The following is a 23,049-nucleotide window of genomic DNA, read 5'->3' as shown; positions in this document are numbered from 1 at the left end:
GATGCGTGGAGGTGGCTGCGAGACCCGCAGCGGGGGGTCGCAGGTGCCCGGGATAGGGTGCCGTTGCCCCACGTACCTGCAGGAGCCCTCCATGCCAGTCATCCGCACACTCGGCCTCAGCCTCGCCGTCGGTGCCCTTGTAGCCGTGCTCTGCGAGCTCCTGTTCACCTTCGTGCAGGGCGTGCCCGCACACCGGGCGTGGGGTGTGAGCCTGGGCCTGGGAGGATGCGCTGCCGTGGTCTACGGGGCGACCCGGGCCTCGGTTGCGTGGAGGTCGCGGTAATCGCGGCCTGACCAGGATGGTTCGTACGCGGGGCCTCCGCCCGTCCTGGGGACACCCGCCTGAAGCCTGGCCATCACCGTCAGCGCGGTGTCTGGGAACGGAAGCTGTGGCCGAGCTCGGGGCCGAGTCCGTAGTAGTGGCGGAAGTTGTAGATCAGCGGACTCCACAGGGCGGGGTCGACGTGCTGAGAGCCGGGCACGACAATGCGCGGATCTGCGTGGACCTCGAGCACCTGGGCTTCGATGATGAGGAAGCTGCCGGAGACGTCGGGCTGGACCCGGGCGGCACGGGCCTCCAGTTGCAGGGGGCAGTCGGCGACCCGAGGTGGCCGGACCAACGTGGAGGGCACCGGTCGCAGGCCCGCGGCCGCGAACTTGTCGCGCTCGGATCGGAAGGTGCCCTGCTTGTTCACGGGCACCGGAGTGCGCCCGGTCAGCGGCGCCAGCCGTTCCACCGCCGACCACTGGGTCGGCGCGGGCAGGTTGATCACGAGCTCGGGCCGGCTGCGGAGATTGTGCGCGGTCTGCCCCTCGACCCCCACGCCCAGGACGATCACCTGGCCCAGTGCCCAGGCCGAGGACATCGGCGCAAGGTTGAACGAGCCGTCCTCGTTCTCCGTGGAGAGCAGCACGACCGGTGTTCCGAAGTACAGGATGCTCGGTGCGATGGTCACGTGATCCGCCGGAGTCCCGACGGGCGCGCCGCCCGGCGTCAAAGTGTTCATGGGACTCGACCGTAGGACGGGGACGCTTCGGCGCGCGCCGAAGGATCCCAGGTGGATGATGGGCGATGTGAGCATCCGTGACGCGCATGTCGAGGGCCCGGACCTGGCCGCCCTGGCCGGTCTGCTCGCTGACGGTACCCGCGCGGGGTTCTGCCTGGCGCTGCTGGACGGCCGGGCATGGACCGCGATCGAGTTGGCCCGCCATGTCGGCGTGGCCGCCTCGACGACGACCGAGCATCTGAACCTCCTCGTCGCCGGGGGCTTGCTGGCCCAGGAGCGTCAGGGCCGTCATCGCTACGTTCGCCTGGCCGACCCCGCTACGGCGGAACTGATCGAGAAGCTTGCCTCGGTGGCACCTCGACGCTCCTCCCCGCCCCACTCGCTCCCGGCCGTCAACCGGGCGCGGGCGCTGGCCCGCGCCCGCACCTGCTACGACCATCTCGCCGGCGCCCTCGGCGTCGCGGTCACCACGGCCATGACCGATCGGGGACTGCTGGATTGGGAGCAAGGGCTGACGCTCACCGGCAAGGGGACCGCCTGGCTGGAGGAGCTCGGCATCACGCATCCGTCCGACACACGGCGTCCGCCTGTCCGTTCCTGCCTGGACTGGACGGAACGCCGCCCCCACCTGGCCGGAGCCGTCGGCGCCGCCGTATGCCGTCACGCCTTCGACTCCCGCTGGATCACCCGGATCGGCACCAGTCGCGCCGTCGCTCTCACCGACACCGGCCGGCACGCGCTCCGGGAACACCTCGGCCTGTCCGACGACTGGTCCCGTGCCGACCCGAGTTCCTAGCAGCGGTGACTAGGTAATCGCTGGGTTTCCGCCGGTCAGTCGACGCAGGGGATGCCGCCGGCCTGCACGGCCGCTCCCTGCATCGGCACGGCGACCGGCGCGGTGGTGCTGGTGCTGCTCGCGGCAGCAGGATCCGAACCGCTTCCGCTTCCGGTGCCGGTTGTCGTGGGCGGGTTGAATCCGGCGCCGAGGATGACCTCGACGTGCCCGGTCCGCACCGCGGAACTCGCGGTCGCGGAGGCGACGCCGAGCTTCCCGGCGATCTGCTGAGCCGCGGTGTCGGCCCCGGTTCCGTACAGCACGGTGGTGTGCGAGCGGGCGCTGTGCGAGGCCACCTGCCCGGCGGTGTAGCCCAGGGCGACCAGCGCCTTGGACTCGGCGGCGGCGCCGCCGGTGACCCCGGAGCCGTTCAGTACGTCCACCACCGCCGGGGCGGCTCGGACCGTTGCCGGGGCGGAGCTGCCGGGCGAGGAGGCGGAGGGTGCCGGGGCCGGGGCGTGGCCGATCAGCTGCTGCATGATGCGTTTGATCTGACTGGGGCTGACGGTATTGACGTCCTCCCCGTTCTCGCGGGCGAACCCGGTGATGGGCAGGGTGTTGAACACCACCTTGCCGCCGGTCAGATTGGGGGCCTGCTGGGCGAAGTCCAGAATGTTCCACTGGTTGTCCAGCACGATGTCCTTCTTGACCACGTCCAGCAGAGCCTGCATCTTGCCCAGGTCGCTGAACAGCCCTTCCTGCTTGAGCTTGTACTCCACCGAGGAGATGAACGCCTGCTGGCGGTGGGTGCGGGCGAAGTCCGATCCGCCGCCGTTGGCGGCGGTGGCCGCGATGTTGTGCCGCTGGCGCACGAACGACAGCGCCTGGGCCGCGTTCAGGGTGTTCAGTCCCTTGTGGAAGCTGGCCCCCGAGCCCTGGCCGCTGATCGCCGGATCCGAGGTGTCCTCGTTGAGGCACACCGTGATCGGCTGCACCGCCTGCGCGATGTCGTAGAAGCCCATCAGGTTGACCTCGGCGAAGTGGTCGATCCGCACCCCCAGGAAGGCCTGCAGGGTGGTCAGCGTCGCCTCACGCCCGGCCTCCCGGCTCTGCTGCTCCAGCGCCGCCCCGGTGACGCCCTGCGCTTGCAGCCTGGTCTCGGCCGCGGACTTCGCCAGGCCGTAGGCCTCCTTTATCTTGTGCATCCCCTGCGATGATCCGTCGCCGTTCAGCGTCTGGACGTAGTCGTCGCGCGGAATGGAGAAGGCCTGCACCTTGCCGCCGCCGGCCGGGATGTGCAGCAGAATCAGACTGTTGGTGTTGTACCCGCCGACATCGCTGGAGCCGCCGGCGTGCAGCTCGTCCTGGACGATCCAGTCGGGCAGGTTGTTGCCGTTCATGTCCTTGCGGCTGTCCAGTCCGATCAGCAGCAGGTTCACCGAGTTGTCCAGCGCCTTCGGCGGGGCGTTCCTCTGACTGACCGAAAGGGCGTCCGAGGTCTTCATCCCCGTGGTCAGCGAGTGGTAGGTGTACCACGACACCCCCGCGGTCAGCAGCACCCCGGCCGACGCCGCCCCTGCCACAGCTCGGCCCACCAGCAGCAGCTTGGAGCGCCCGCTCGCCCTGCGGGGTGCCGCCCTGCGGGTGCGTTCCGTGCGTCGGTCAACCATGTCCCTGCTCCTTCGCACGCCTGTCCCGCACCGCTCGGACCACCGTCACCGCAACCGCCGCACCCGTGGCGATCGCCATCACCGGGAACGCGTGCGCGGTCCATCCCAACAGGTCCGTCGCCAGCTTGGCGGTGGTCGTGGACCCGGCCGGGGCCCCAACGGCCCTGGCAGCGAGCGCGACCAGCAGCACCACGACCGGAGTCGCCGTCACGATCCACCACAGCGCGCGTCGCGCCACCAGCAGCGCCGAGGCCACCGACGCCAGCACGGCGCTGATGGTGAACAGCAGACCCAGCCCGCTGCCGGTCACCACCGACCCCAGCAGCGGGACCAGGATCAGCACCAGAAACCCGATCGCCGTCGGCGCACCCGGCTCAGGGCCGGCCTCCGCCGCTGCGCGCCGCGCCTGTGCGCGCCCCGGCCGGCGCGGCTCGGGCTCCAGCCCTGAACGCCCCTCGGGGCTCTGGCCGAAGTCGACCGCGCCTGGGTGCGCGGAGTCGTCCGGATACTCGTCGGCGAAGAGCGGACCGCTCATCTGCGCCACCTGCTGACCGATCCGGCCTACCGGCCGGGGCGGAGCGCCCGCTCCGCCCGGTCCGGCACCGCCGGGCCAACCCCATGAGTCCGCCATAGCCCCCATCCTTCACACGATGCTCGCGCCATCACCCGCGTTCACAGCGGTATGACGCCGTGCACGCCAGAATAGTTGCATGGTCGCGCAAGTTCGCAATCAAGGCGGCGGCATGTCGTCTCCGAGGCATTGTCGGTGCGTCGTGAGACTTTCGGGGTGACGACTGGGAGGGGACGTCATGACGGATTTCACGATCAAGCCGCTGGGCCCGGAGACCTGGGACCTGTTCGCTGGGCTGGCCGAACGGCACAACGGCGTGTGGGGAGGCTGTTGGTGCACCTGGTTCCACCGCGGAGTGGGCAAGGACTTCAAGGAGGATCCCGCGGGCCCCGAGGGCAACCGGGAGTGGAAGCAGGCACTGGTTCAGCAGGGGCGTGCGCACGCGGCGCTGGTGTGCGCCGACGCGGTCGCGGTCGCCTGGTGCCAGTACGGCTCTCCGGACGAACTGCCGCACATCTACTTCCGCAAGGAGTACGAGGCTGAACTCGCCGAGTTGCCTCGCTACCGTCTCACTTGCATCTTCGTCGACAAGAAGTATCGCCGCAAAGGCGTCGCCACTCTCGCCGTCCAAGGAGCCCTCGACCTGATCGCCCAGGCCGGCGGTGGTCTGGTGGAGGCCTATCCGCACGATCTGCAAGGTACGAGGACGTCGGCCTCGTACCTCTACAACGGAACGCGCACCCTCTACGAGGGCCTCGGTTTCGCGTACGAGCGGCCCGTGGGGAAGAAGAACTGCGTGATGCGGCGCGTTGTCGAGCCTCTCGACCCCTTGCCGGAAACCTGATCGGGTGAGGCGCGTGGGAGAGGTCGCCTTGTCGGGCGGTGGGCTATGCGTCAAACGCGACGGGGAGGCTGCCGCCCGCTGGACTGGCCCTCACAAGGCAGCCAGGCTCCCCTGGACTTCTTGAGGACGAGCACTGGGAAGCGGTGCCGATCGCGCCGCATGCTCCAGCATGCTGCTGAGACGTCGGATGACAGCCAGCGTCAAGCAGGCGGCGATGGCGAACAGGGCGTCACAGACCATGACCTGCTGCATCTGGTCGATTGCCTGGGCTGCGTGGGCTCCGTTCTGAACCCGCAGCATCGTCCCGGAGGACCCGAAGGCCACCAGGATCGAGACCCACCAGAGCATCAGCAGCGGGTGGCCGCGGCGGTGCCCAGGGCGTCCAGCGGCCCACAGGTCATTGACGAACATCTTGGGGACGAACAGGTTCGCGACCGGGAGCCCCCACCCGAAGATCAGCCAGGCTCGGCTGCGTCGTTGTCCTTCAGGCCAGATGCCGTCGGCGAGTCCGCGCATGCGGTCCAGCCACGCGACCAGCAGCAGGATGGATGCGACGAGCATCGCGTTTCGCCAGCCCATGACATTGTCGAACCACATCTCGGCCCTCATCAGCTCGTCGGTGCTGTAGGTCGTGGATTGCGGAGGCGCCGCCAGCAGTAGCTGGTACCGATGCCACGCCGCCGCAGCTGCCGCCGCATTCGCCAGCACGCACGCGACCAGCGCAGCGCACAGGATTCGCTGCACCCACGAGTGAGCCCCCACGGGCTTCGCCATCTCCCACCTCCGAAGTGCCCGACCACATCTCCGCAGGTAGGCAGGCTGGTCATCCAACCACATGGAAGATCACGGGCATAGCTCCGGAGACACCGACAGCCTCAATCGAGAGGCATAGTCCTGCGAACAGGTAGCGGCCTACGCGCGGCGTCCCGACACCCCGTTCTCAACTTCCCGGCGAACCAGCAAGATAGACGGAAGTAGACACCAGGGAACACAACCGAGGCTCAACCGCGCCCGGAGCGCGCACGCCTCGCCGCCGAGGAACGAGGCGCGCCGGGGCCCGGGGCACTCGGCGCGCAGCGCGAGGCCCCGGGCCCGACTCGACGAAGACCGGAGCTTTGACGGTCCTGGACTGCTCACAGAGGGGAACTGCATGACTGGAGTGCGCGGTCCACGTACCTCGACCATCCTGCTGGAGGCTGTGGTCGCCGACTGCTTCCAGCATGGCATCGCCCTCAACCGTGCGGAGATCGCCGAACGGACCGGACTGTCCAGGACGGTCGTCACGTCACTGGTGAGGACCCTGGTCGCCCGGGGGACGCTGTCGGTAGCGCGCAGTGCCCACCTGGCCGGTCCCGGTCGGCCCGCGGTGGCCTACCGGTTGAGCACTGCGGTGGCGCCCGTTGCGCTGCTGCGCCTGGACGACAAGGGCACCTCGGTGACCCTGGCCTCCGATTCCGGCCCCATGTCCACCTTGCGGACCCAGGTACTCCCAGGAGACGCGTCCTGGTCGCGGCAGGTGTTCGACCTGCTGACGCTCCCGCAGTCCACGCCGGTGCGCCGGGTCGTGATCGCCGCGCCGTTCCCGGTGGCTCCGCGCAACTGGGGCAATGGCGAGACCCGATGGCCCGAGCAGGTCGCCCACACCCTCCTGACCAAGGTCCTCGGCGACGTGGAAGTGGTCCTGGTCAACGACGCGCACCTGGCGGCGTTGGGGGAAGCGGTCCATGGCGCCGGCGAGGGCACCCAGGCCGGCATCCACCTGAGCGTGCGTCACGGCATCGGCGCGGGGCTCGTGTTCGGCGGGAACCTGTACACCGGCGCTGACGGCACGGCCGGTGAGATCGCCCATGTACAGGTGGTGCCCGATGCGCCGGGTTGCGGCTGCGGCAACACCGGCTGCCTGGCATCCCAAGTGCGGTACAAGGAGGCCGACCTGGCTCTTTCCGCGTTGTGCGGACGGCCTCTGGACGCGGACGAGGCCGACGCGCTGGTCGCTGCCGGCGACGAGGGCGCGGTCGGCTACTACCAGGACCTGGCGGAACTGGTCGCCCGGGCGTTGGCCGGGCCCGTGACGGTGCTGGCCCCCGAAGTCCTGATCATCGACGCCGCACTCGGCCCCGCGTACGTGCCCTTCAGCGCGGCGCTTGCCCGCGGCCTGGCCGAGCACTGCCCGCCGGGCCAGCTCGACAGCCTGCGGCTGCTGCGCGGCAGGCTCTCCGACGCCCAGGCGTTCGGCGCTGCAGCCTTCGAACCCGGGACCTGAGCCGCACGTCGAACGCGCCGGGCGTGGCGCAGGCTATACGCGCGCCAGGTCCGCAGCCATCCTCGCGGCGCCGACCAGCTCGGCGTCGGATCCCAGCTGGGCACAGACGATCTCCAGAGAGGCGGCGATCGCGGGCTGGGCGTTGCGCTGCACGCTGGTCGCCACACCCTCCAGCAGCGAGCCGCCGGAGGTCCCCAGTTCCCCGCCGATGATCAGGGCCGCCGGGTTGAGCAGGTTGCACAGCACCGACAGCACCTCGCCCAACTTGCGGCCGCCCTCGTCCAGAATCCGCCGGGTGATCGGGTCGTCAGCCTGGTCCAGGCGCAGGGCGGAGGCGTCGGTGTGCGGATGGGTGTGGGCCAACTGGGCCCGAATGGAGGCCACCGACACCACGGCTTCCAGACAGCCGCGGTTGCCACAGCGACACAGCTCGGTATAGCCCGGCAGGGGCGTGTGCCCGATCTCCCCGGCGAACCCCTGCGACCCGCGGTAGGGCGCGCCGCCCAGCACGATGCCGGCGCCGATGCCGTGCGAGGCCTTCACGTACAGAAAGTCCTGGTAGTCGCGACCCGCACCGCTGCGCAACTCGCCGTAGGCGCCCAGGACCGCGTCGTTCTCCACGTGCACCGGGACGCCGACGCGGCGGCGCAGCTCCTCACGGGGGTCCAGGCCGACCCAGCTGGAGAGGATGGTGGGGGAGCGCACCAGCCCGGAGGCCGCGTCGAGGGGGCCGGGGATCCCGGCCACGACGGCGGCCAGATCCAGGAACCCCGTCTCCTGGCGCAGTTGCGCGAGCATCTCAGCGGCCAGGTCCAGGGCCGGTTCGGCGTGCAGGTCGACGTCGAGGTCGGCGCGCCGCTGCGCGGTGATCTTGCCTGTGGGGTCGATGACGGCGGCCTTGATGTGGGCGTGGCCGAAGTCCAGTGCGGCGGCGGGCATGCCGTGTGCCACGGTCCGCAGTGTTCCGGCAGGCCTGCCGCTGCCGGTTCCCGGGCCCTTGCCGCCGGGGCCTTCCTCGATCATGCGGCCTTCGGCGATCAGGCGGGAGACGGCGTGGTTGACGGTGCTGCGAGGCAGCCCGGTCGCTTCGACCAGATGTGTGCGGGTCAGGCATCGGCCGCTCTCGACGGCACGGTAGATGTCCTCCCGGGTCCGGTTGCGGGGGGAGTGTCGGTCGGATGCCACGTCCATGTGCAGAGCTTAGGACCTGCACCGGGATCGGCCAATGACGAGCCGAACAATAAGACAGCAAGTAACCCAAAACCCTGAGTCGCACTTTCTTTTAGCTTATTGACGGTCAAAAAGGTGGTTCATAGCCTCCTTCTTGCCTGACCACCCCAGGCAGGACTGAGAGAGGACGTCAATGAACTCCGCTCCCTCGCGTCGACGTATGAAGCCCACGTTCGTGGCCGCGGCCGCCTCGGTCGTCGCCGCCTCGCTGATGTTCGCCGGAGTCGCCCCCGCGTCTGCGGCCAGCACCGACCCCACCCCCAACGCACTGGAGCAGGCCAACGCCACCTTGTCCCGCACGGCGGCGGAGCAGGGCATGGTGCTGCTGGAGAACCACGACCAGGCCCTGCCGATCGCCCGCTCGGGCAACGTCGCGCTGTTCGGCGTCGGCGCCTACCAGACCGTCAAGGGCGGCACCGGGTCGGGCAACGTCAACAACCGCTACACGATCTCGGCCCGCCAGGGACTGGTGAACGCCGGCTACCAGGTCACCACCGGCAGCGCCTACTGGTCCGCGATGACCAGTGCCTACGACACCAAGTACGGCAGCACGGCCAGCAGCAGCCCGTTCGGCGTCACCATCGACTACTCGTCGGTCGAGCAGCCGCTGACCGCGGACACCGTCAAGCCGACCGCGCCGACGGACACCGCCGTGTACGTGATCGCGCGCAACTCCGGCGAGGGCGCGGACCGTTCCTCGGGCAAGGGCGACTACCTGCTCGGTGACACCGAGCGCGCGAACCTGGAACTGCTGGGCCGCACCTACAAGCACGTGGTGGTGGTCATCAACTCCGGCGGCATCATCGACACCACCTTCTACAAGCAGATCAACGCCGCGGAGAAGGACCCCTCGGGCGGGCTCGCGCTGGACTCGATGCTGCTGATGAGCCAGGCCGGCCAGGAGAGCGGCAACGCCCTGGTCGACGTCCTGAACGGCACCACCGACCCCTCGGGCAAGCTCACCGACACCTGGGCCGCCGCCTACGCCGACTACCCCGCCTCGGCCACCTTCGGCAACAACGACGGCAACACCACCACCGAGCAGTACAGCGAAGGCATCTACGTCGGGTACCGCTACTTCGACTCCTTCTACAGGACCATCAACGCCGCCAATCCGGCCGCGAGTGTCAACTACCCGTTCGGCTACGGCCAGTCCTACACCGACTTCCGGATCCAGGCCGAGCACGTCTCCGCCGGCGCCAAGCAGGTCACGGTGAAGGCGAAGGTCACCAACACCGGGCGCCGCTACAGCGGCGCGCAGGTCGTGCAGGTCTACGTCTCGGCACCGCAGAACGGCCTGGACAAGCCCTACCAGCAGCTGGCCGGCTACGCGAAGACCGACAACCTGGCCCCGGGCGCCTCGCAGACGGTCACCGTCAGCTTCGACACCTCCTCGCTGGCCTCGTACGACACCGCCCGCGCCGCCTGGGTCCTGGACGCCGGCGACTACGTGGTGCGCGTGGGCGACTCCTCACGCAACACCCACGTCGCCGCGACCCTGCACCTGGGCAAGCAGGTCACCACCGAGCAGGACAACAACGAACTCGACGGTGAGAGCACCACCGGCGACCTGACCAGCGACCCGGCCAACTTCTACACCTACCCGGCGGAGAAGAAGGAGATCGCCGACGCGCCGCGGATCAGCCTGGACCCGCGATCCTTCCGCACCGCCGACGACTCCTCGGCCTACGAGCAGAACGTCGGCGTCGACTCCACCTCCCCCTACTACGCCATCGACGGCTCCAAGGTCTCCTCCACCACCGTCTACCTGGACAAGAACCAGAAGAACTGGGAAGGCACCGGCGCCCCCTACCAGCCCAAGACCGGGGAGAAGGTCAGCTACGTCAGGACCAGCCCCACCGCCACCCTGTTCGACGTCGCCAAGGGCAAGGTGACGATCCAGCAGTTCGTCGCCGGGCTTTCGCTCACCCAGCTGGCCAACCTCGTCGAGGGCGCCAGCAAGGCCGGCACCACCCCGTCGGCGGTCGGCGCCGCCGGCTACACCACCGGAACCCTGGAGAACCTCGGCGTCCCCGCGCTCACCCTGTCCGACGGACCCGCCGGACTGCGACTGACCCAGCAGATCGCCGCCACCAGCACCACCCCGGCCGAGTACCAGTACGCCACCGCCTGGCCGATCGGCACCCTCCTGGCGCAGACCTGGGACCGTGACCTGGTCAAGAAGGTCGGCACCGCCGTGGGCCAGGAGATGAACGAGTTCGGGGTCTCCACCTGGCTGGCGCCGGGCATGAACATCCACCGCGACCCGCTGAACGGCCGCAACTTCGAGTACTACTCCGAGGACCCGCTGATCGCCGGCCTGACCGCGGCGGCCACCACCGAGGGCGTTCAGAGCAACCCGGGCGTCGGGGTGACCGTCAAGCACTTCGCCGGGAACAACCAGGAGGCCAACCGCAACGCCGTCAACGACGTCGTCAGCGAGCGGGCGCTGCGCGAGATCGAACTCAAGGGCTTCGAGATCGCCGTCAAGGCCGCCCAGCCGATGGCCGTCATGAGCTCCTACAACAAGGTCAACGGCAGCTACAGCTCGGCCAACTACGACCTGCTCACCGATGTCCTGCGCGGCGAATGGGGCTACCGGGGAACCGTCATGACCGACTGGGGCGGCAGCCACAACCCCGTCGCGACCATGTACGCGGGCAACGACCTCATCGAGCCCGGCGGCAACCCCGGCGAGATCGTCAACGCCAGCAAGAAGGTGGCTCCCACCGTCGACATCGACGGGCTGCCCGTCTACAACAAGACCACCCAGACCTTCGGAACCTTCAGCTTCACCAACTGGAACCTGCAGCTGGGCGGCTTCACCCTGGCGGCAGGCGGCGCCACGACGATCTCCACCACCGTCGACACGCACACCGACCTGTCCAAGACCCCGCTGTCCGGTGTGACCACCACGGACGCGATCAACAACCAGGTCTTCACCCCGAACCCGAAGTTCACCTCGGTCGACGACGCCTACCAGGCCGTGCAGGCCCTGCTCGCACCGACCTCCACCGCGCTGACCGCCGCCCAGAAGGCCGGCATCAGCCTCACCGACGTGGTGCACGCCACCGCGGGCGACGCCACCACCCCGGTCACCGCCTACACGGTGACCCTGACCGGCAACTACCCCGCCGTCGGCTACCCGATGCGCCTGGGCGACCTGCAGCGCAGCGCCATCCGCGTCCTCACCACCGCGTCCCGCACCGAGTCCTTCCAGCAACTCGCCCAGGAACAGGGCGTCAAGGGCATCAAGGTCGGCCCCTACGGCAAGCTGTTCACCAATCTCGACCCGACCGTCACCTCCTCCAGGGGCGAGGTGAGGAACCCCCGCCACTGACCTGGCCCCACCCGGCAAAGGCCCCGACGGCCGTCCGGGCCGCGGGCAACCGGCGGGCGGATCGCCCCCGCAACGATGCGGGGGCGATCCGCCCGCCGGCGCGCCTCAGGGACGGAATTGCAGGCCGTCCAGCAACAGGTCCAGGAGGCGGTTCGCCCTGGCGTCGTGCTCGGGCGGACGGGCCACGGTGAAGATGCCGATGAGGCCGGCGGCGATGTCCTCGGCAGTGACGTCGCTGCGGAACTCGCCCCTCGTGCGACCGGCCTCGAGGAGGCTGTCGATCGCCGCGAGCAGCTCGATCTGCGTCTGGCCATGGGAGATGCCCCCGGACTCGATCAACGCGAGCAGCGTGTCGAGCATGCCGTTCTTGGCCGCGATCCAGGTGCCGAACAGGTCCATCCAGCGTCGCAGCGCCACGGGCGCGGGGTACTGGGCGAGCAGCTCGCGGGCACCGGCGGTCAACCCGGAGACCTGGTCGCGGTAGATCGCCTCGACCAGGTCCTCGCGGGTGGGGAAGTGGCGGTAGAGCGTGGCGATGCCGACACCGGCCTCGCGGGCGATCGCGCGCATCGACGGCTCTGTGTCGGAGGCGATGAACGCGCGGCCGGCCGCCGCCAGGAGCTGGTCGCGGTTGCGGGTTGCGTCCGCTCGTCGTGCGCGACTCTCCGGCTCATTCAAAACGGATCACGCTCCGGTTATGGTACGGTTCCCTTAGAAACGGAGCATAGTCCGTTTCTGCTCCCCTCGTTCCGACACCCAGGGAGACAGAGCAGCATGCAGGAACCGAGCGACAACACGTCCGCGGCCACGAGCAGGGCCGTCCTGTTCGACTCATTCGGCGGCCCCGAGGCCCTGAACCTGCGCGAGGTGCCCGCGCCACAGGCCGGGCCCGGTCAGATCCGCGTTCGGGTCACCGCGGCCGGTCTGAATCCGATGGACTGGTTCATGACCTCCGACGCGGACACCGCCGCCCGCTTCGGCCTGAGCCTGCCCTGCGGCTTCGGGACCGACTACGCCGGCGTCGTCGACCAGGTCGGCGACGGAGTGACCGGATTCGCGGCCGGGGACCGGGTGTTCGGCGGTGCCATGTCCCGTGCGGTCGCAGACCACGTGGTGATCGACGTGGCAGGGACCATCGCCGCGGGCGGCTCCGTGAACCGCACCCCCGACGGTGTCGAGGACCGCACCGCCGCCACCCTGACCATTGCCGGCTGCACGGCCGCCGCGGCCCTGGCCGTCGTCGCCCCCGGGCCGGGCGACACCGTGCTCATCGGCGGCGCGGGAGGGGGTGTCGGCGTGTTCGCGGTGCAGCTCGCCCGGCTCGCGGGCGCACGGGTGATCGGCACCGGGTCGGCGACGTCGGCCGATGCGCTGCGCGCGCTGGGAGCCGAGCCGGTCGCCTACGGCGATGGCCTGGCGGACCGGGTCCGGGCCCTGGCCCCCGGCGGCGTCACTGCGGCGATGGATCTGCACGGGACCGAGACCGCGCAGACGGCACGAGAACTCGGCGTGCCCGACGACCGCATCACCACCATCGCAGCCCAGATCGACGGGATCACTCCCGCGAACGGTGCCAACGCCGCTCCCGGCGCCATCGAGGAGATCGCACGCCTGGTCGCGGAGGCCCAGCTGCGCGTACCTATCGCTGCCGCCTTCCCGGTGGAGCAGATCCGCGCCGCAGTCGAGCTCCAGGCCGCCCGGCACGTGCCCGGGAAGGTCGTCATCGACATCTAGGCAGTCCGGCCGAGCCTGTCGTCGCCAGGCGCTGCCTGACGTCATCGACCGCCGCATGGATCTGCGGGGCAGCCCGCAGAATGGACCTCGACCTGAACCGCCGTACGAGAGGACCAGCACCACCATGCTGCAGCAGGCCCCGGTGATCGTGTCGAGTCAGTCGCCCTTCGCCGCAGCGGTTTTCACCACCCGGCACCCGGCACTGATCGACCGGCTGACCGATGCCTGGCCCTACACACCGCAGCAGCACCAGGCGCTGGCTGAGCTGGCACAGGAGAACGTCGACGGCGTCATGCAGCCGCTGCCAGAGGGTGCCGTCGGGGCGGACCGGTGGAAGCGGTGGGGCGAGGGCTACTACGGCCGGCCCTGGGTGGAGGCCCCGTTCCTGTGGGCCGAGGCCTTCTTCTACCGGCGGCTGCTGGAAGCGGTCGACTACTACACGCCGGGCCCGTGGCGAGGCGTCGACCTGTTCGCCCCGTTCAAGCAGGCCGAACTGGCGGGTGAGGTGGTGGGGGCAGAGATCGCCGCCCTCGCTGCCCTCGCCGGCCGCGCGGAGCAGGAACGCGGCCAGGCGCTGCTGCTCGGCAGCCTGTGGGGCAACCGCGCCGACCTGGCGTTGCAGATCACCGCCGGCCGAGGCGGCCAGGCGAGCGGCCTGGTGGCCGACGACTCCACAGTGCTGTGGGACCTGCTGCACGCGAGGCCCGGGGGAGCGGTGGCGCTGGTCGCGGACAACGCGGGCAGCGAGACGGTCGCGGACCTGGCCCTCGTGGACCATCTGCTCACCACCGGCCTGGCGGGAGAGGTGGCCCTGCACGTGAAGCCGACCCCGTACTACGTCTCCGACGCCACGCTCACGGACGTCGCGGACTGCCTGCGCACTCTCCTGGCAAGCAAGGGCGAAGGCAGAGCTGTCGGCGAGCGGCTGCGGACGGCGGCCAAGTCGGGCCGGTGGCTGGTACGGACCGACGACTTCTGGTGCTCCCCGTTCGACTTCACCGCGATGCCGGCGGAACTGCGCAACGAGCTGGCAGCCGCCACGGTGGTGGTGTTCAAGGGCGACCTGAACTACCGGCGTCTCGTAGGGGACCGGCGGTGGGAGCCGACGACCTCGTTCGCCGCGGCGACCGCGTACCTCCCCGGCCGGGTGGCGTCCTTGCGCGCGTTGAAGTCCGACGTGATCGTTGGAATGGAGCCGGGCGAGGTACGGGCGCTGGAGGCAACGGACGAGGCGTGGCGGACGTCCGGGTCGCACGGCCTGGTACAGGTGCGCTGAGCGCCGTCCGGCGCCGTAGGCCGAAGCCAGGCCGAACACCTTCGGGCACCCGCTGACCCTGGGTTCGCAGACCGGGGCGCGGCTGCGCCGCTGCGAGGACGCCAGCTTCCACCTGACGGGCCTGCGGATGCACCTGACCTGTCGTCATCTGTGAGGAGCCGCTTCGTCGGCGGTCAAGGTCGGGGGTGTGACAGGGGATGCGCTCGCGCTGCGCGGTCAGTCGGCGGCGCGTGGCAGGATGATGCGCACCAGAGCGCCGCCGCCCGGCGCGTCTGTGATCGTGATGGTCCCGCCGTGTGCGGTTGCGATCTCCTTCGCGAGGGCGAGGCCGAGGCCGCTGGTGCCGCTCCCGCGCTCGCGGCTCGTATCGAGGCGGATGAAGCGGTCGAAGACGCGATCGCGCTCCTGGGCGGGGATCCCCGGGCCGTCGTCGGCGATCTCGATCGCCAGGGTGTCCGGCGCGACCGTGTCGATGCCGAGCGTCACCCGGCTGCGGGCATGGCGGATCGCGTTGTCGAGGATGTTGCGTACCAGCCGCTCCAGTTGCTCGGAGTCGCCGAGGACGTGTGCCTGTGCGGCGGCCGGCCGGAGCTCGACGGGTACCCGGGTGGGGGCGGTGCTCGCGCAGACCTCCCGGAGCAGCGGCTCGACCGCGACCCGGCGGCGTGCCTGGACCAGGTGCCCGTCGTCGCTGCGGGCCAACAGCAGCAGTTGCTCGACGAGGGACTCGAGCCTGGAGGACTGGCGCATAACGCGTTCGGCGATCTCACGCCACGGTGCGCGTTGCGGGTGGGCGAGACCGACTTCGAGGGTGGTACGGATGGCTGCGAGCGGGGTGCGCAGTTCGTGTGAGGCGTCGGCGACGAATCTGCGCTGGCGTACGGCCGAGTCCTCGATCCGGGCGAGCATGCCGTTCATGGTGCGGGCCAGTTCGCCGATCTCGTCGTGGGCGGTGGGTTCGGGCACCCGGCGGGAGAGGTCGGCTGCGCTGATCTCGGTGGTGGTGCGGCGGATCTGCTCCACCGGTCGCAGCGCCCTGCCCACCACCAGCCAGACCGTGCCGCTCGCCAGCAGCAGGATGGTCGGGATGCCGATCAGCAGGAGCCGGGTGAAGGTCTCGTTGATCTGGCCCAGGGATGTCGTCGTCGTCAGGGTGACGATGTCGACGCTGCGCCCGTCCACGGTGGTGTGTGTCGCATAGGCGCGTAGTTCGCCGCCGAGTCCGCGGTCGGCTGTGGACTGGCGCACGGGTGTGTCGCTGCCGGGCGCCAGTGTGTAGACGGCCCCGTACTCGGCCAGGCCGCGGGTGGCGGCCAGGACGGTGGTGCCGTCGGCGGCGAGTACCTGCGCTTCGGCGTTCGCGTCGAGGGGCGAGGCGGGCAGTGGGCTGGGCCACCGGCCGGACTGACCGGACTGCTCGATCTGCGTGGCGTACGTCCTCAGTTGGTTGTCGATGGTGGTGCGCGCGGATCCGAGCTGCACCAGGTACATGATCACCAGGCCGAGCGCGACCGCGGCGGTCAGCGCCGCACCCGCCACCACCGTCACCCGCGTGCGGACGGTCACTGCGGTTCCCCGCGCTGCTCTCCGCGGATGACGTAGCCCTCACCGCGCACGGTCTCGATCAGCGGCGGGCCGCCGCCGGTCTCGATCTTCCGGCGCAGCCGGTGGACGGTGACCTCGACGACGGAGGGCCCGCCGTCGTAGGCCGCGTCCCAGCAGTGCGCGAGCAGTTCGGCCTTGGACACCACGCGCCCGCGGTGGCGCAGCAGGCGTTCGAGGACGGCAGCCTCCTTCGCGGCGACCTCCAGGTCCCGGCCGTGGAGGCTGACGGTGCGGGCGGCCGGGTCCAGCGCCAGGCCGGCGGCCTCGAGGACCACCGGCCTGGCGGCCAGTCCGCGGCGGGTCAGTGCGCGCAGGTGGGCCAGGAGCACCGGGTAGGAGAAGGGCTTGGCCAGGTAGTCGTCGGCCCCGGAGTCGAGCCCTTCGGCGTGGTCGAGGTCCTCGTCCATGGCGGTGAGCATCAGGATCGGGGTCCACAGGCCCTTCTCGCGAAGCCGCCGGCATACCTGGTAGCCGTCCATGCCCGGCAGCATCACATCCAGGATGATCACGTCGGGCGACGTCTCCTGTGCCTTCCAGAGTCCGTCGACGCCGTCGTGCGCCAGGTCCACCACGTAGCCCTCGGCCTCAAGCCCCCAGGCGAGCGACGCGGCCATGTCCGGCTCGTCCTCGACCACCAGTACGCGCATCTACCCAGCATCCCCGATCGGCTGCGGCCGCGGCGCCCGCTCCTCGTGCGGCTGCGGCGTGTCGGGCGGGATCCGCAGCAGACGGGCGCCCCACGCCGGCATCCACCAGTTGAGCGGTCCGAAGAGCGAGACCAGCGCCGGCAGCAGCAGCATCCGCACGACCACGGCGTCCAGCAGCACGCCGGCGGCCAGCCCCGCCGCGATCTCGCGCACGGTGATGTCGTTGGCCGTCGAGAGCGAGGCGAGCGCGAAGAACAGGATCAGTGCCGCGCTGGTGACCAGCCGGCCGGTGTGGGAGATGCCCTCGAGGATGCCCTGCCTGGTCGAGCCGGTGCGCTCGTAACCCTCACGGACCCGCGAGAGGATGAACACCTCGTAGTCCATGGAGATGCCGAACAGGAACCCGAAGATCAGCACCGGGGCGAACCTGTCGATCGCGCCGTAGCTGCGCGCACCCCACAGCGCCTGCATGCCCAGGCCGTGCTGGAAGACCAGCACAAGCAACCCGTAGGAGGCCGCGACGGACAGGGCGTTGAGCAGAACCGCCTTCGCCGACAGCACGATCGACTTCAGACCGCGCGCCAGCAGCAGGAACGTCATGAGCGCCACGACCGTGCACAGGAGCGGGAACGCCCCGTAGGAGGAGCGCGTCACAGCCAGGTTGAGCGCTTCCTCCCCGCCGACGAGCACGCCGTGCGGGACGGTGCGCTGGATGTCGGCGAGCGCGGTGCCGCCCTGCGAGGTGCCGACCTCGGAGTCCGGCATCGCGAAGAGCATCGCCGACCCGTCCTGCCGCCAGGTGTCCCCGCTCGGGGCGACCACCCCGTGCAGGGTGGGCAGCGAGGAGAGCGCGGAGGCCACCGACGCCGCGTCGTCGGCATGCGGGACATAGACCGGCACCGTGGTCAGCGTGCCCGCGGGGAACCCGTCGGCCTCCAGCTCGTGCAGGCCGTCGGTGTAGGTGCCGCTGGTCGCCAGGCTGCTCGTCGTCGGCAGGCTGATGTTGATGGTCGCGGCGACGCCCGCCAGGGTGCCGAGGATGCCCAGGCCCACGACGGCCGCCAGTACCCGGTACCGGATGACCAGCTTGGCCCACCCGGTCCAGAACCGGCTCGCCCCGCTGGACGCGCGTCGGCGCGGCCAGTCGAGTCGCGGGCCGATCTTCGACAGGACCGCCGGCAGCAGCGTGAGGGCGACCAGGGTGGCGCTGGAGGGGATGAACAGCCCGGCGACGCCGATGCCGCGTACCAGCGAGTTCGGCACCAGGATCAGTGCGAACAGGCCGAGCGAGGCCACCATGCCGCTGAACCACACCGAGTGCCCGGCGCGCTTGAGCGCCTCGTGCACCGCCTGTGCGTTGTCCCGTCCGGCCGCGCGCTCCTCGCGCCAGCGGGTCACCACCAGCAGCGAGTAGTCGATCGACAGGCCCAGGCCCAGCAGCGCGACGATGAACTGCACGGACGGGTTGATCGGCGAGGACGACGGCATGACGTAGGTCAGCGCGTAGATCAGCAGCTGCATCGTCAGCACCGAGATCAGCGCCATGAGCAGCGGTAGTGCTGCCAGCAGCGACCCGAACACCCAAGCCAGCACGACCAGGGCGCCGAGCGCGCCGATGATCAGCTCACCCGTGACCGTCGAGTTGCCGCCGCCGGTGGTGTTCCCGGCGTCCAGGGCCCGCAGGCTCGTGCCGTCCACGCGAAGCGCGGGCGCGGCGGCCTTGGCGGCCCTGGTGATGGCGTCGATCTGATCCGTCGACATGTCGTCGTTGGCGTTGGGTGGGTACGCGATCACTACGGTGCTGGTGCCGCCGTGCCCGACCAGGGCTTGCGCACCGGTTGCGGCGTACGACACCAGCCGCATCCCCGGCTCGGCCTTCGCGATCGCCGCGTCGACGGCATGCAACTGAGCGGCAGCAGCCGGACCGGAGACCGTCTCGCCCGCGGGAAGGCCGAGGACGAGCACCCCCGGGTCCGAGGTCGCGCCGCCGTAGCGCGCAGCGATCTGCGCATCGGCCGTGTACGCCGCGCCGTTCACATGAACGCCGCTCACCAGACGGCTCGACACGGTCGGCGCGACGACGATCCCGATGACGGTGATCACCAGCCAGGCCACCATCACCTTCCACCTGTTCCGGACCACCCAGGCACTGAGTCTTTCCACCGCTTACTCCTCAGGTCGGTTCGTGCGACCTGGAGCCTAGGAATCGGCACCTTACATCCCGCTTACGTGCAGGTCCGGGGGCCGTCGTGACGCTCACTCCCAGCTGCTCGCGGAGGCCCGGAAGACGGGCCAGCCGATCTCGGTGGCCCCCTGGGCGGAACCGGGACCGGAACACCTCGGACACCCCTCGCCGGCGGCCAGGGAGCCAACCGCTTGCCGAGACTGGTGACGGGCGCAGGGCTCGGCCGTGACGGCGGCTGAGTCCTGCGTCCGTATGACGGGCTGTCCGGTGCCGGGTCGGCTCTGGCTCCGGGTCAGTTCCAGGTGGGGACGTGGCCTTCGGCGTAGCGGGCGCCGTATCCGCCGGTGGGCAGGATCTGGCTGATCGCGGTGAGGTCGTCCTGGGTGAGGGGGAGTTGGGCGGCTTGGGCGTTCTCCTCGATGCGGGCGGCGCTGCGGGTGCCGGGGATGGGGACGATGTGCTCGCCCCGGGCGAGGAGCCAGGCCAGGGCGAGCTGGGCGACGGTGGCGCCCTTGGTGGCGGCCAGGGCGGCGAGCCGGTCGACGGCGTCGAGGTTCTTCTCGTAGTTGCCGGGCTGCCAGCGGGGGTCGTTGTTGCGCATGTCGGTGGCGTCGTACTGGCCGGCGGGCTTGGCGGTGCCGGTGATGAAGCCGCGGCCGAGCGGGGAGTAGGCGACGAAGCCGATGCCCAGTTCAGTCAGGGTGGGGAAGAGCTGTTCGGCGTCGCGCTCGAAGAGCGAGTACTCGGTCTGCAGCACGGAGACCGGCTGCACGGCGTGGGCGCGGCGGATGGTCTGCGGGCCGGCCTCGCTGAGGCCGAAGTACTTCACCTTGCCCGCGTCGATGAGCTCCTTGACGGTGCCGGCGACGTCCTCGATGGGGACGTCGGGGTCCACCCGGTGCTGGTAGAGGACGTCGATCTGGTCGACGCCCAGGTGGCGCAGGCTGTTGTCGGCGACCTTGCGGATGTTCTCGGGGCGGCTGTCCAGGCCCAGGCCCTGCTGGGTGCGGGCGAAGCCGAACTTGGTGGCCAGCACCACCTGGTCGCGGAAGCCCTGGACGGCCTTGCCGACCAGGGCCTCGTTGTTGCCGGTGCCCCAGCCGTAGAGCTCGGCCGTGTCGAAGAAGGTCACGCCCAGTTCGAACGCGCGGTGGAGGGCGGCGATGCCGGCCTGTTCGTCGCCGGGGCCGTAGGCCATGGTCAGGCCCATGGCTCCGTAGCCGAGGGCCGAGACGGTCAGGCCCTGGGTGCCCAGTGTGCGCTGCTGCATGGAATCTCCCGAAGTCAAACCAAACTGTTCGGTTTGACCCTACGCCGCTAGCTGCCCAGAAACCAAACCAAACGGTTCGGTCGGGTAGCGTGGAGTGCATGACCCCTACCAGGAGCAGCGCTGACTCCGCCCGCGAGCGCATCCTCGCGGCGGCCCTGGCCGAGTTCTCCCGGCACGGGATCGCCGGAGCGCGGGTGGACCGCATCGCCAAGGCCGCCAGGACCAGCAAGGAACGCTTCTACGCCTACTTCGACTCCAAGGAGGAGTTGTACCGGCACGTCTCGGCCAAGGAACTGGCCGCCGTGGCAGAAGCGACCCGACTGGACCCCGCGGACCTGCCCGCCTACGCCGGCCGCATCCACGACTACTTCCTGGACCACCCCGAGCACTTCCGTCTCATGCGCTGGGGCCAGCTGGAGCTGGACGCCAACGGACACGGAGCCGACGACGCCATCCGGCAGTCCGTCGCCGGCAAGGTCGAGCAACTCCGCAGAGCCCAGGAGACGGGCCGACTGGACACCGCCTGGGAGCCGATCGACATCCTCGTCTTCGTCAACCAGATCGCCATGGCCTGGGCGTCCCAGCCCGACCTGCTGCCACCTGACCCCGACGAGCGCGCCGAGTTCCTGGCCGCCCGTCGAGCAGCGGTCGTCTCCGCCGTCGCCTGTCTCTTCCCGGCGCACACCGGCTGACCGCAGTCGATCTGCCGTCCGGGCGGCCTCGCGAGAACAGTCGACTGCGTGCCGCCGCACTCCTGCCCCTACCGGGGCAGACCTGCGAAGTGTCTACTGTCGGCGTCCGTCCCGGGTGGGGGCGGGCGTGTCTTGGTGTTCAGCGGTGGTCGACGACGTGGTGGAGGAGGTGGTTGAGGTATTGTCCGCGGTTTTCCAGCAGGGTGATCCCGACCATGATCAGGTTTTCGGTGCGGGGGATGAAGACGGGCCCGGCGACGGGGACGGCGGCGACACGGATGTGGAAGGGGGGAACGACTGTCGCATGGGTGTGCTCGTAGTCCCGTATGACGTGGCGCAGTCGCAGGCGGGAGCGGGAGGAGCTGCAGGCGTGGGCGACCTCCCGTTTGCGGGCCGAGCTCCACTGGTGGATGTGTTCGGCATTCTCGGTGAGGATCCGGCCCAGCGTTCCTGGGGGAGTGGGGTCGGTGTTGCTCTCCTTGTTGGCGAAGGCGTGCAGGAGTTGGTTCCACCATTCCTGCCAGTGCGCGGGCACTGTGGCGGGGTCCTGCACCTGGTCGTCGATCGGGTGGCGGACAGGTAGGTGCGGGACCGGGTTGACGGGTGGGATGTCGCTTTCGGCCTCGATGTTCAGGCAGTCGCGCAGTAGCAGTGCGCAGGCCATGGGCTGGGAGTAGTCGACTTCCACGGACCAGGGCGCTCCGGGTGAGGACAGCGCGGCCATGCCGGGCTCCTAGTCGATGTATGTCCAGATGGCTGAGTTCGCCGTACGCCGCCGCCGACAATACCGTGGTGCAGGGCCTTGGCTGCAGGCCCTGCACCCGGTGCGCTGCGGATCGGGTGTTGCTACTGAACTTGAATGGGTGATGTCGGGCTGTTTGCCGGACAGCGTGTGGGCGGCTTCAGTAGTCCTGGTGGGGTGAGATATCCGCAGGGCGGCGGCTTGACCGACGCCGAGAGGGCTGGGCGAGAGCGGGTCCGACTCCAGGCCGTGACTGGCTTTGAGGCCGGCGAGAAGAACCGGGAGATCGCTGCCGCGTTGCGGGTCTCTGAGAGGTCAGTGGAACGGTGGCGGCGCCAGTGGCGCGAGGAGGGCCTGGTCGGGGTGGCGTCGAAGGGATCGCCTGGCCGGCCTCGACTGTCGGACAAGCAGATAGCCAGGCTGGAGCAGGAGTTGGGCCGAGGTCCGCTGGCCCATGGGTGGGCCGACCAGCAGTGGACGCTGGCCCGGGGGAAGACGATGATCGGCCGCCTGTTCCACGTCTCGTACACCGTGGAGGGGACATGGCGGCTGCTGCGTCGGCACGGCTGGTCCTGGCAGCAGCCCGCCCGGCGCGCGATCGAGCGCGATGACGACGCGGTGGAGCTGTGGCGGCGGGAGGTCTGGCCCCGGGTAAAAGCACCGCGGCGGTGAACGGAGCCTGGGTGGTCTTCGAGGACGAAGCCGGCCAGTCGATGACGCCGCCGCGTGCCAGAACCTGGGGGCGCCAGGGCATCACCCCGGTCGTCCGTGTGCGCGGACGAGGCTCGGGCCGCGTCTCCATGGCGGGCATGGCCTGCTACAAGCCCGGTGAGCGGTCCCGCCTGATCTACGCGATCCGCGAGTACCGGGGCCGCAAGGATGAACCGAAGGGCTTCGGCTGGAAGGACTACCGTGACCTGATCGTCCGTGCCCACACCCAGCTCGGCGGTCCGATTGTGCTGGTGTGGGACAACTTGCGCATGCACCTGGTTGCACCGCTGCGGGAGTTCTTCGAGGCCAGTACTGACTGGCTCACCGTCTTCCAGCTACCGACCTACGCTCCGGACCTCAACCCGCAGGAGGGCGTCTGGTCGCTGGTGATCGTGTCCCTTGGTGTGGTGTAGCCGATCATTCATCGGTGGTGTTGGGTAGCGCGGGGGCGCTGTTGGGGAGTTCGGCGGGGTAGAGCTCTTCCATG

18 protein-coding genes and 1 pseudogene are annotated in these 23,049 nt (G+C 70.0%); 8 read left to right on the top strand and 11 right to left on the bottom strand.

The window, feature by feature from the left end:
- Positions 1-362 precede the first annotated feature (362 nt).
- Entirely contained in the window at positions 363-1,007 is a 645-nt protein-coding gene (locus tag IF29_RS0129740; protein ID WP_030261340.1) for a flavin reductase family protein, read from the bottom strand.
- 58 nt (positions 1,008-1,065) lie between these two features.
- On the opposite strand from IF29_RS0129740, the gene IF29_RS0129735 reads away from it, so the two are divergent.
- Positions 1,066-1,803 carry an ArsR/SmtB family transcription factor gene (locus IF29_RS0129735; protein ID WP_030261338.1) on the top strand — a complete coding sequence of 246 codons (738 nt, stop codon included), beginning with the start codon at positions 1,066-1,068 and terminating at the stop codon, positions 1,801-1,803.
- 35 nt (positions 1,804-1,838) lie between these two features.
- Here the strand turns inward: IF29_RS0129735 and IF29_RS0129730 are convergent, their stop codons facing one another.
- Together IF29_RS0129730 and IF29_RS0129725 are read right to left on the bottom strand one after the other, a co-directional pair.
- On the bottom strand, positions 1,839-3,452 hold the full coding sequence (locus IF29_RS0129730) for an LCP family protein (RefSeq protein ID WP_084715195.1): 1,614 nt from the start codon (positions 3,450-3,452) through the stop codon (positions 1,839-1,841).
- Positions 3,445-3,987, bottom strand: coding sequence for a DUF6542 domain-containing protein (locus IF29_RS0129725; RefSeq protein WP_030261335.1), 543 nt, complete (start codon positions 3,985-3,987; stop codon positions 3,445-3,447). Before IF29_RS0129725 ends, IF29_RS0129730 begins: the two co-directional genes overlap by 8 nt.
- A gap of 274 nt (positions 3,988-4,261) precedes the next feature.
- Between IF29_RS0129725 and IF29_RS0129720 the strand changes: the two genes are divergently transcribed.
- Positions 4,262-4,867, top strand: a complete 606-nt coding sequence (locus IF29_RS0129720) for a GNAT family N-acetyltransferase (protein WP_030261333.1) — start codon at positions 4,262-4,264, stop codon at positions 4,865-4,867.
- A gap of 90 nt (positions 4,868-4,957) precedes the next feature.
- Here the strand turns inward: IF29_RS0129720 and IF29_RS0129715 are convergent, their stop codons facing one another.
- Positions 4,958-5,641, bottom strand: coding sequence for a DUF4328 domain-containing protein (locus IF29_RS0129715; RefSeq protein WP_030261326.1), 684 nt, complete (start codon positions 5,639-5,641; stop codon positions 4,958-4,960).
- Between the two features lie 376 nt (positions 5,642-6,017).
- Between IF29_RS0129715 and IF29_RS0129710 the strand changes: the two genes are divergently transcribed.
- The gene (locus IF29_RS0129710) at positions 6,018-7,130 is read left to right on the top strand and encodes an ROK family protein (RefSeq protein WP_084715191.1); all 1,113 of its coding nucleotides are present in this window, start codon (positions 6,018-6,020) and stop codon (positions 7,128-7,130) included.
- A 33-nt stretch (positions 7,131-7,163) separates the two neighbouring features.
- Here IF29_RS0129710 and IF29_RS0129705 read toward each other — a convergent pair whose 3' ends face one another.
- On the bottom strand, positions 7,164-8,321 hold the full coding sequence (locus IF29_RS0129705) for an ROK family transcriptional regulator (RefSeq protein ID WP_030261324.1): 1,158 nt from the start codon (positions 8,319-8,321) through the stop codon (positions 7,164-7,166).
- A 199-nt stretch (positions 8,322-8,520) separates the two neighbouring features.
- Here IF29_RS0129705 and IF29_RS0129700 point away from each other — a divergent pair, with 199 nt between their 5' ends.
- The gene (locus IF29_RS0129700; RefSeq protein ID WP_051726193.1) at positions 8,521-11,700 is read left to right on the top strand and encodes a beta-glucosidase; all 3,180 of its coding nucleotides are present in this window, start codon (positions 8,521-8,523) and stop codon (positions 11,698-11,700) included.
- A 105-nt stretch (positions 11,701-11,805) separates the two neighbouring features.
- Here the strand turns inward: IF29_RS0129700 and IF29_RS0129695 are convergent, their stop codons facing one another.
- Positions 11,806-12,378: a TetR/AcrR family transcriptional regulator gene (locus tag IF29_RS0129695; protein ID WP_030261320.1), complete on the bottom strand. Its 573-nt coding sequence runs from the start codon at positions 12,376-12,378 to the stop codon at positions 11,806-11,808.
- 96 nt (positions 12,379-12,474) lie between these two features.
- Between IF29_RS0129695 and IF29_RS0129690 the strand changes: the two genes are divergently transcribed.
- Positions 12,475-13,434, top strand: coding sequence for an NADP-dependent oxidoreductase (locus IF29_RS0129690; protein ID WP_030261319.1), 960 nt, complete (start codon positions 12,475-12,477; stop codon positions 13,432-13,434).
- A 124-nt stretch (positions 13,435-13,558) separates the two neighbouring features.
- Positions 13,559-14,710, top strand: a complete 1,152-nt coding sequence (locus IF29_RS0129685; RefSeq protein WP_030261316.1) for a damage-control phosphatase ARMT1 family protein — start codon at positions 13,559-13,561, stop codon at positions 14,708-14,710.
- Positions 14,711-14,926: 216 nt separating this feature from the next.
- On the opposite strand, the gene IF29_RS0129680 is transcribed toward IF29_RS0129685, so the two are convergent.
- The 4 genes from IF29_RS0129680 to IF29_RS0129665 all read right to left on the bottom strand — a co-directional run bounded on the left by IF29_RS0129680 (position 14,927) and on the right by IF29_RS0129665 (position 20,417).
- On the bottom strand, positions 14,927-16,276 hold the full coding sequence (locus tag IF29_RS0129680) for a sensor histidine kinase (protein WP_030261312.1): 1,350 nt from the start codon (positions 16,274-16,276) through the stop codon (positions 14,927-14,929).
- Entirely contained in the window at positions 16,273-16,962 is a 690-nt protein-coding gene (locus tag IF29_RS0129675) for a response regulator transcription factor (protein WP_030261310.1), read from the bottom strand. Before IF29_RS0129675 ends, IF29_RS0129680 begins: the two co-directional genes overlap by 4 nt.
- The gene (locus IF29_RS0129670; protein ID WP_037597137.1) at positions 16,963-19,125 is read right to left on the bottom strand and encodes an MMPL family transporter; all 2,163 of its coding nucleotides are present in this window, start codon (positions 19,123-19,125) and stop codon (positions 16,963-16,965) included.
- Positions 19,126-19,439: 314 nt separating this feature from the next.
- Entirely contained in the window at positions 19,440-20,417 is a 978-nt protein-coding gene (locus IF29_RS0129665) for an aldo/keto reductase (RefSeq protein WP_030261305.1), read from the bottom strand.
- A 98-nt stretch (positions 20,418-20,515) separates the two neighbouring features.
- Between IF29_RS0129665 and IF29_RS0129660 the strand changes: the two genes are divergently transcribed.
- The gene (locus IF29_RS0129660) at positions 20,516-21,109 is read left to right on the top strand and encodes a TetR/AcrR family transcriptional regulator (RefSeq protein ID WP_037597135.1); all 594 of its coding nucleotides are present in this window, start codon (positions 20,516-20,518) and stop codon (positions 21,107-21,109) included.
- Between the two features lie 139 nt (positions 21,110-21,248).
- On the opposite strand, the gene IF29_RS0129655 is transcribed toward IF29_RS0129660, so the two are convergent.
- Positions 21,249-21,833 carry a hypothetical protein gene (locus IF29_RS0129655; RefSeq protein WP_030261302.1) on the bottom strand — a complete coding sequence of 195 codons (585 nt, stop codon included), beginning with the start codon at positions 21,831-21,833 and terminating at the stop codon, positions 21,249-21,251.
- A 195-nt stretch (positions 21,834-22,028) separates the two neighbouring features.
- On the opposite strand from IF29_RS0129655, the pseudogene IF29_RS49225 reads away from it, so the two are divergent.
- Positions 22,029-22,966: pseudogene (locus IF29_RS49225) on the top strand (IS630 family transposase); the annotation flags it as partial.
- Between the last annotated feature and the right edge of the window lie 83 nt (positions 22,967-23,049).

The sequence above is a fragment of the Streptacidiphilus jeojiense genome (genome assembly GCF_000719095.1).
Taxonomy (GTDB): Bacteria; Actinomycetota; Actinomycetes; order Streptomycetales; family Streptomycetaceae; genus Streptacidiphilus; species Streptacidiphilus jeojiensis.
Note: the sequence above shows the minus strand (reverse complement) of the source record. Positions and strands in the feature narration are given on the sequence as shown.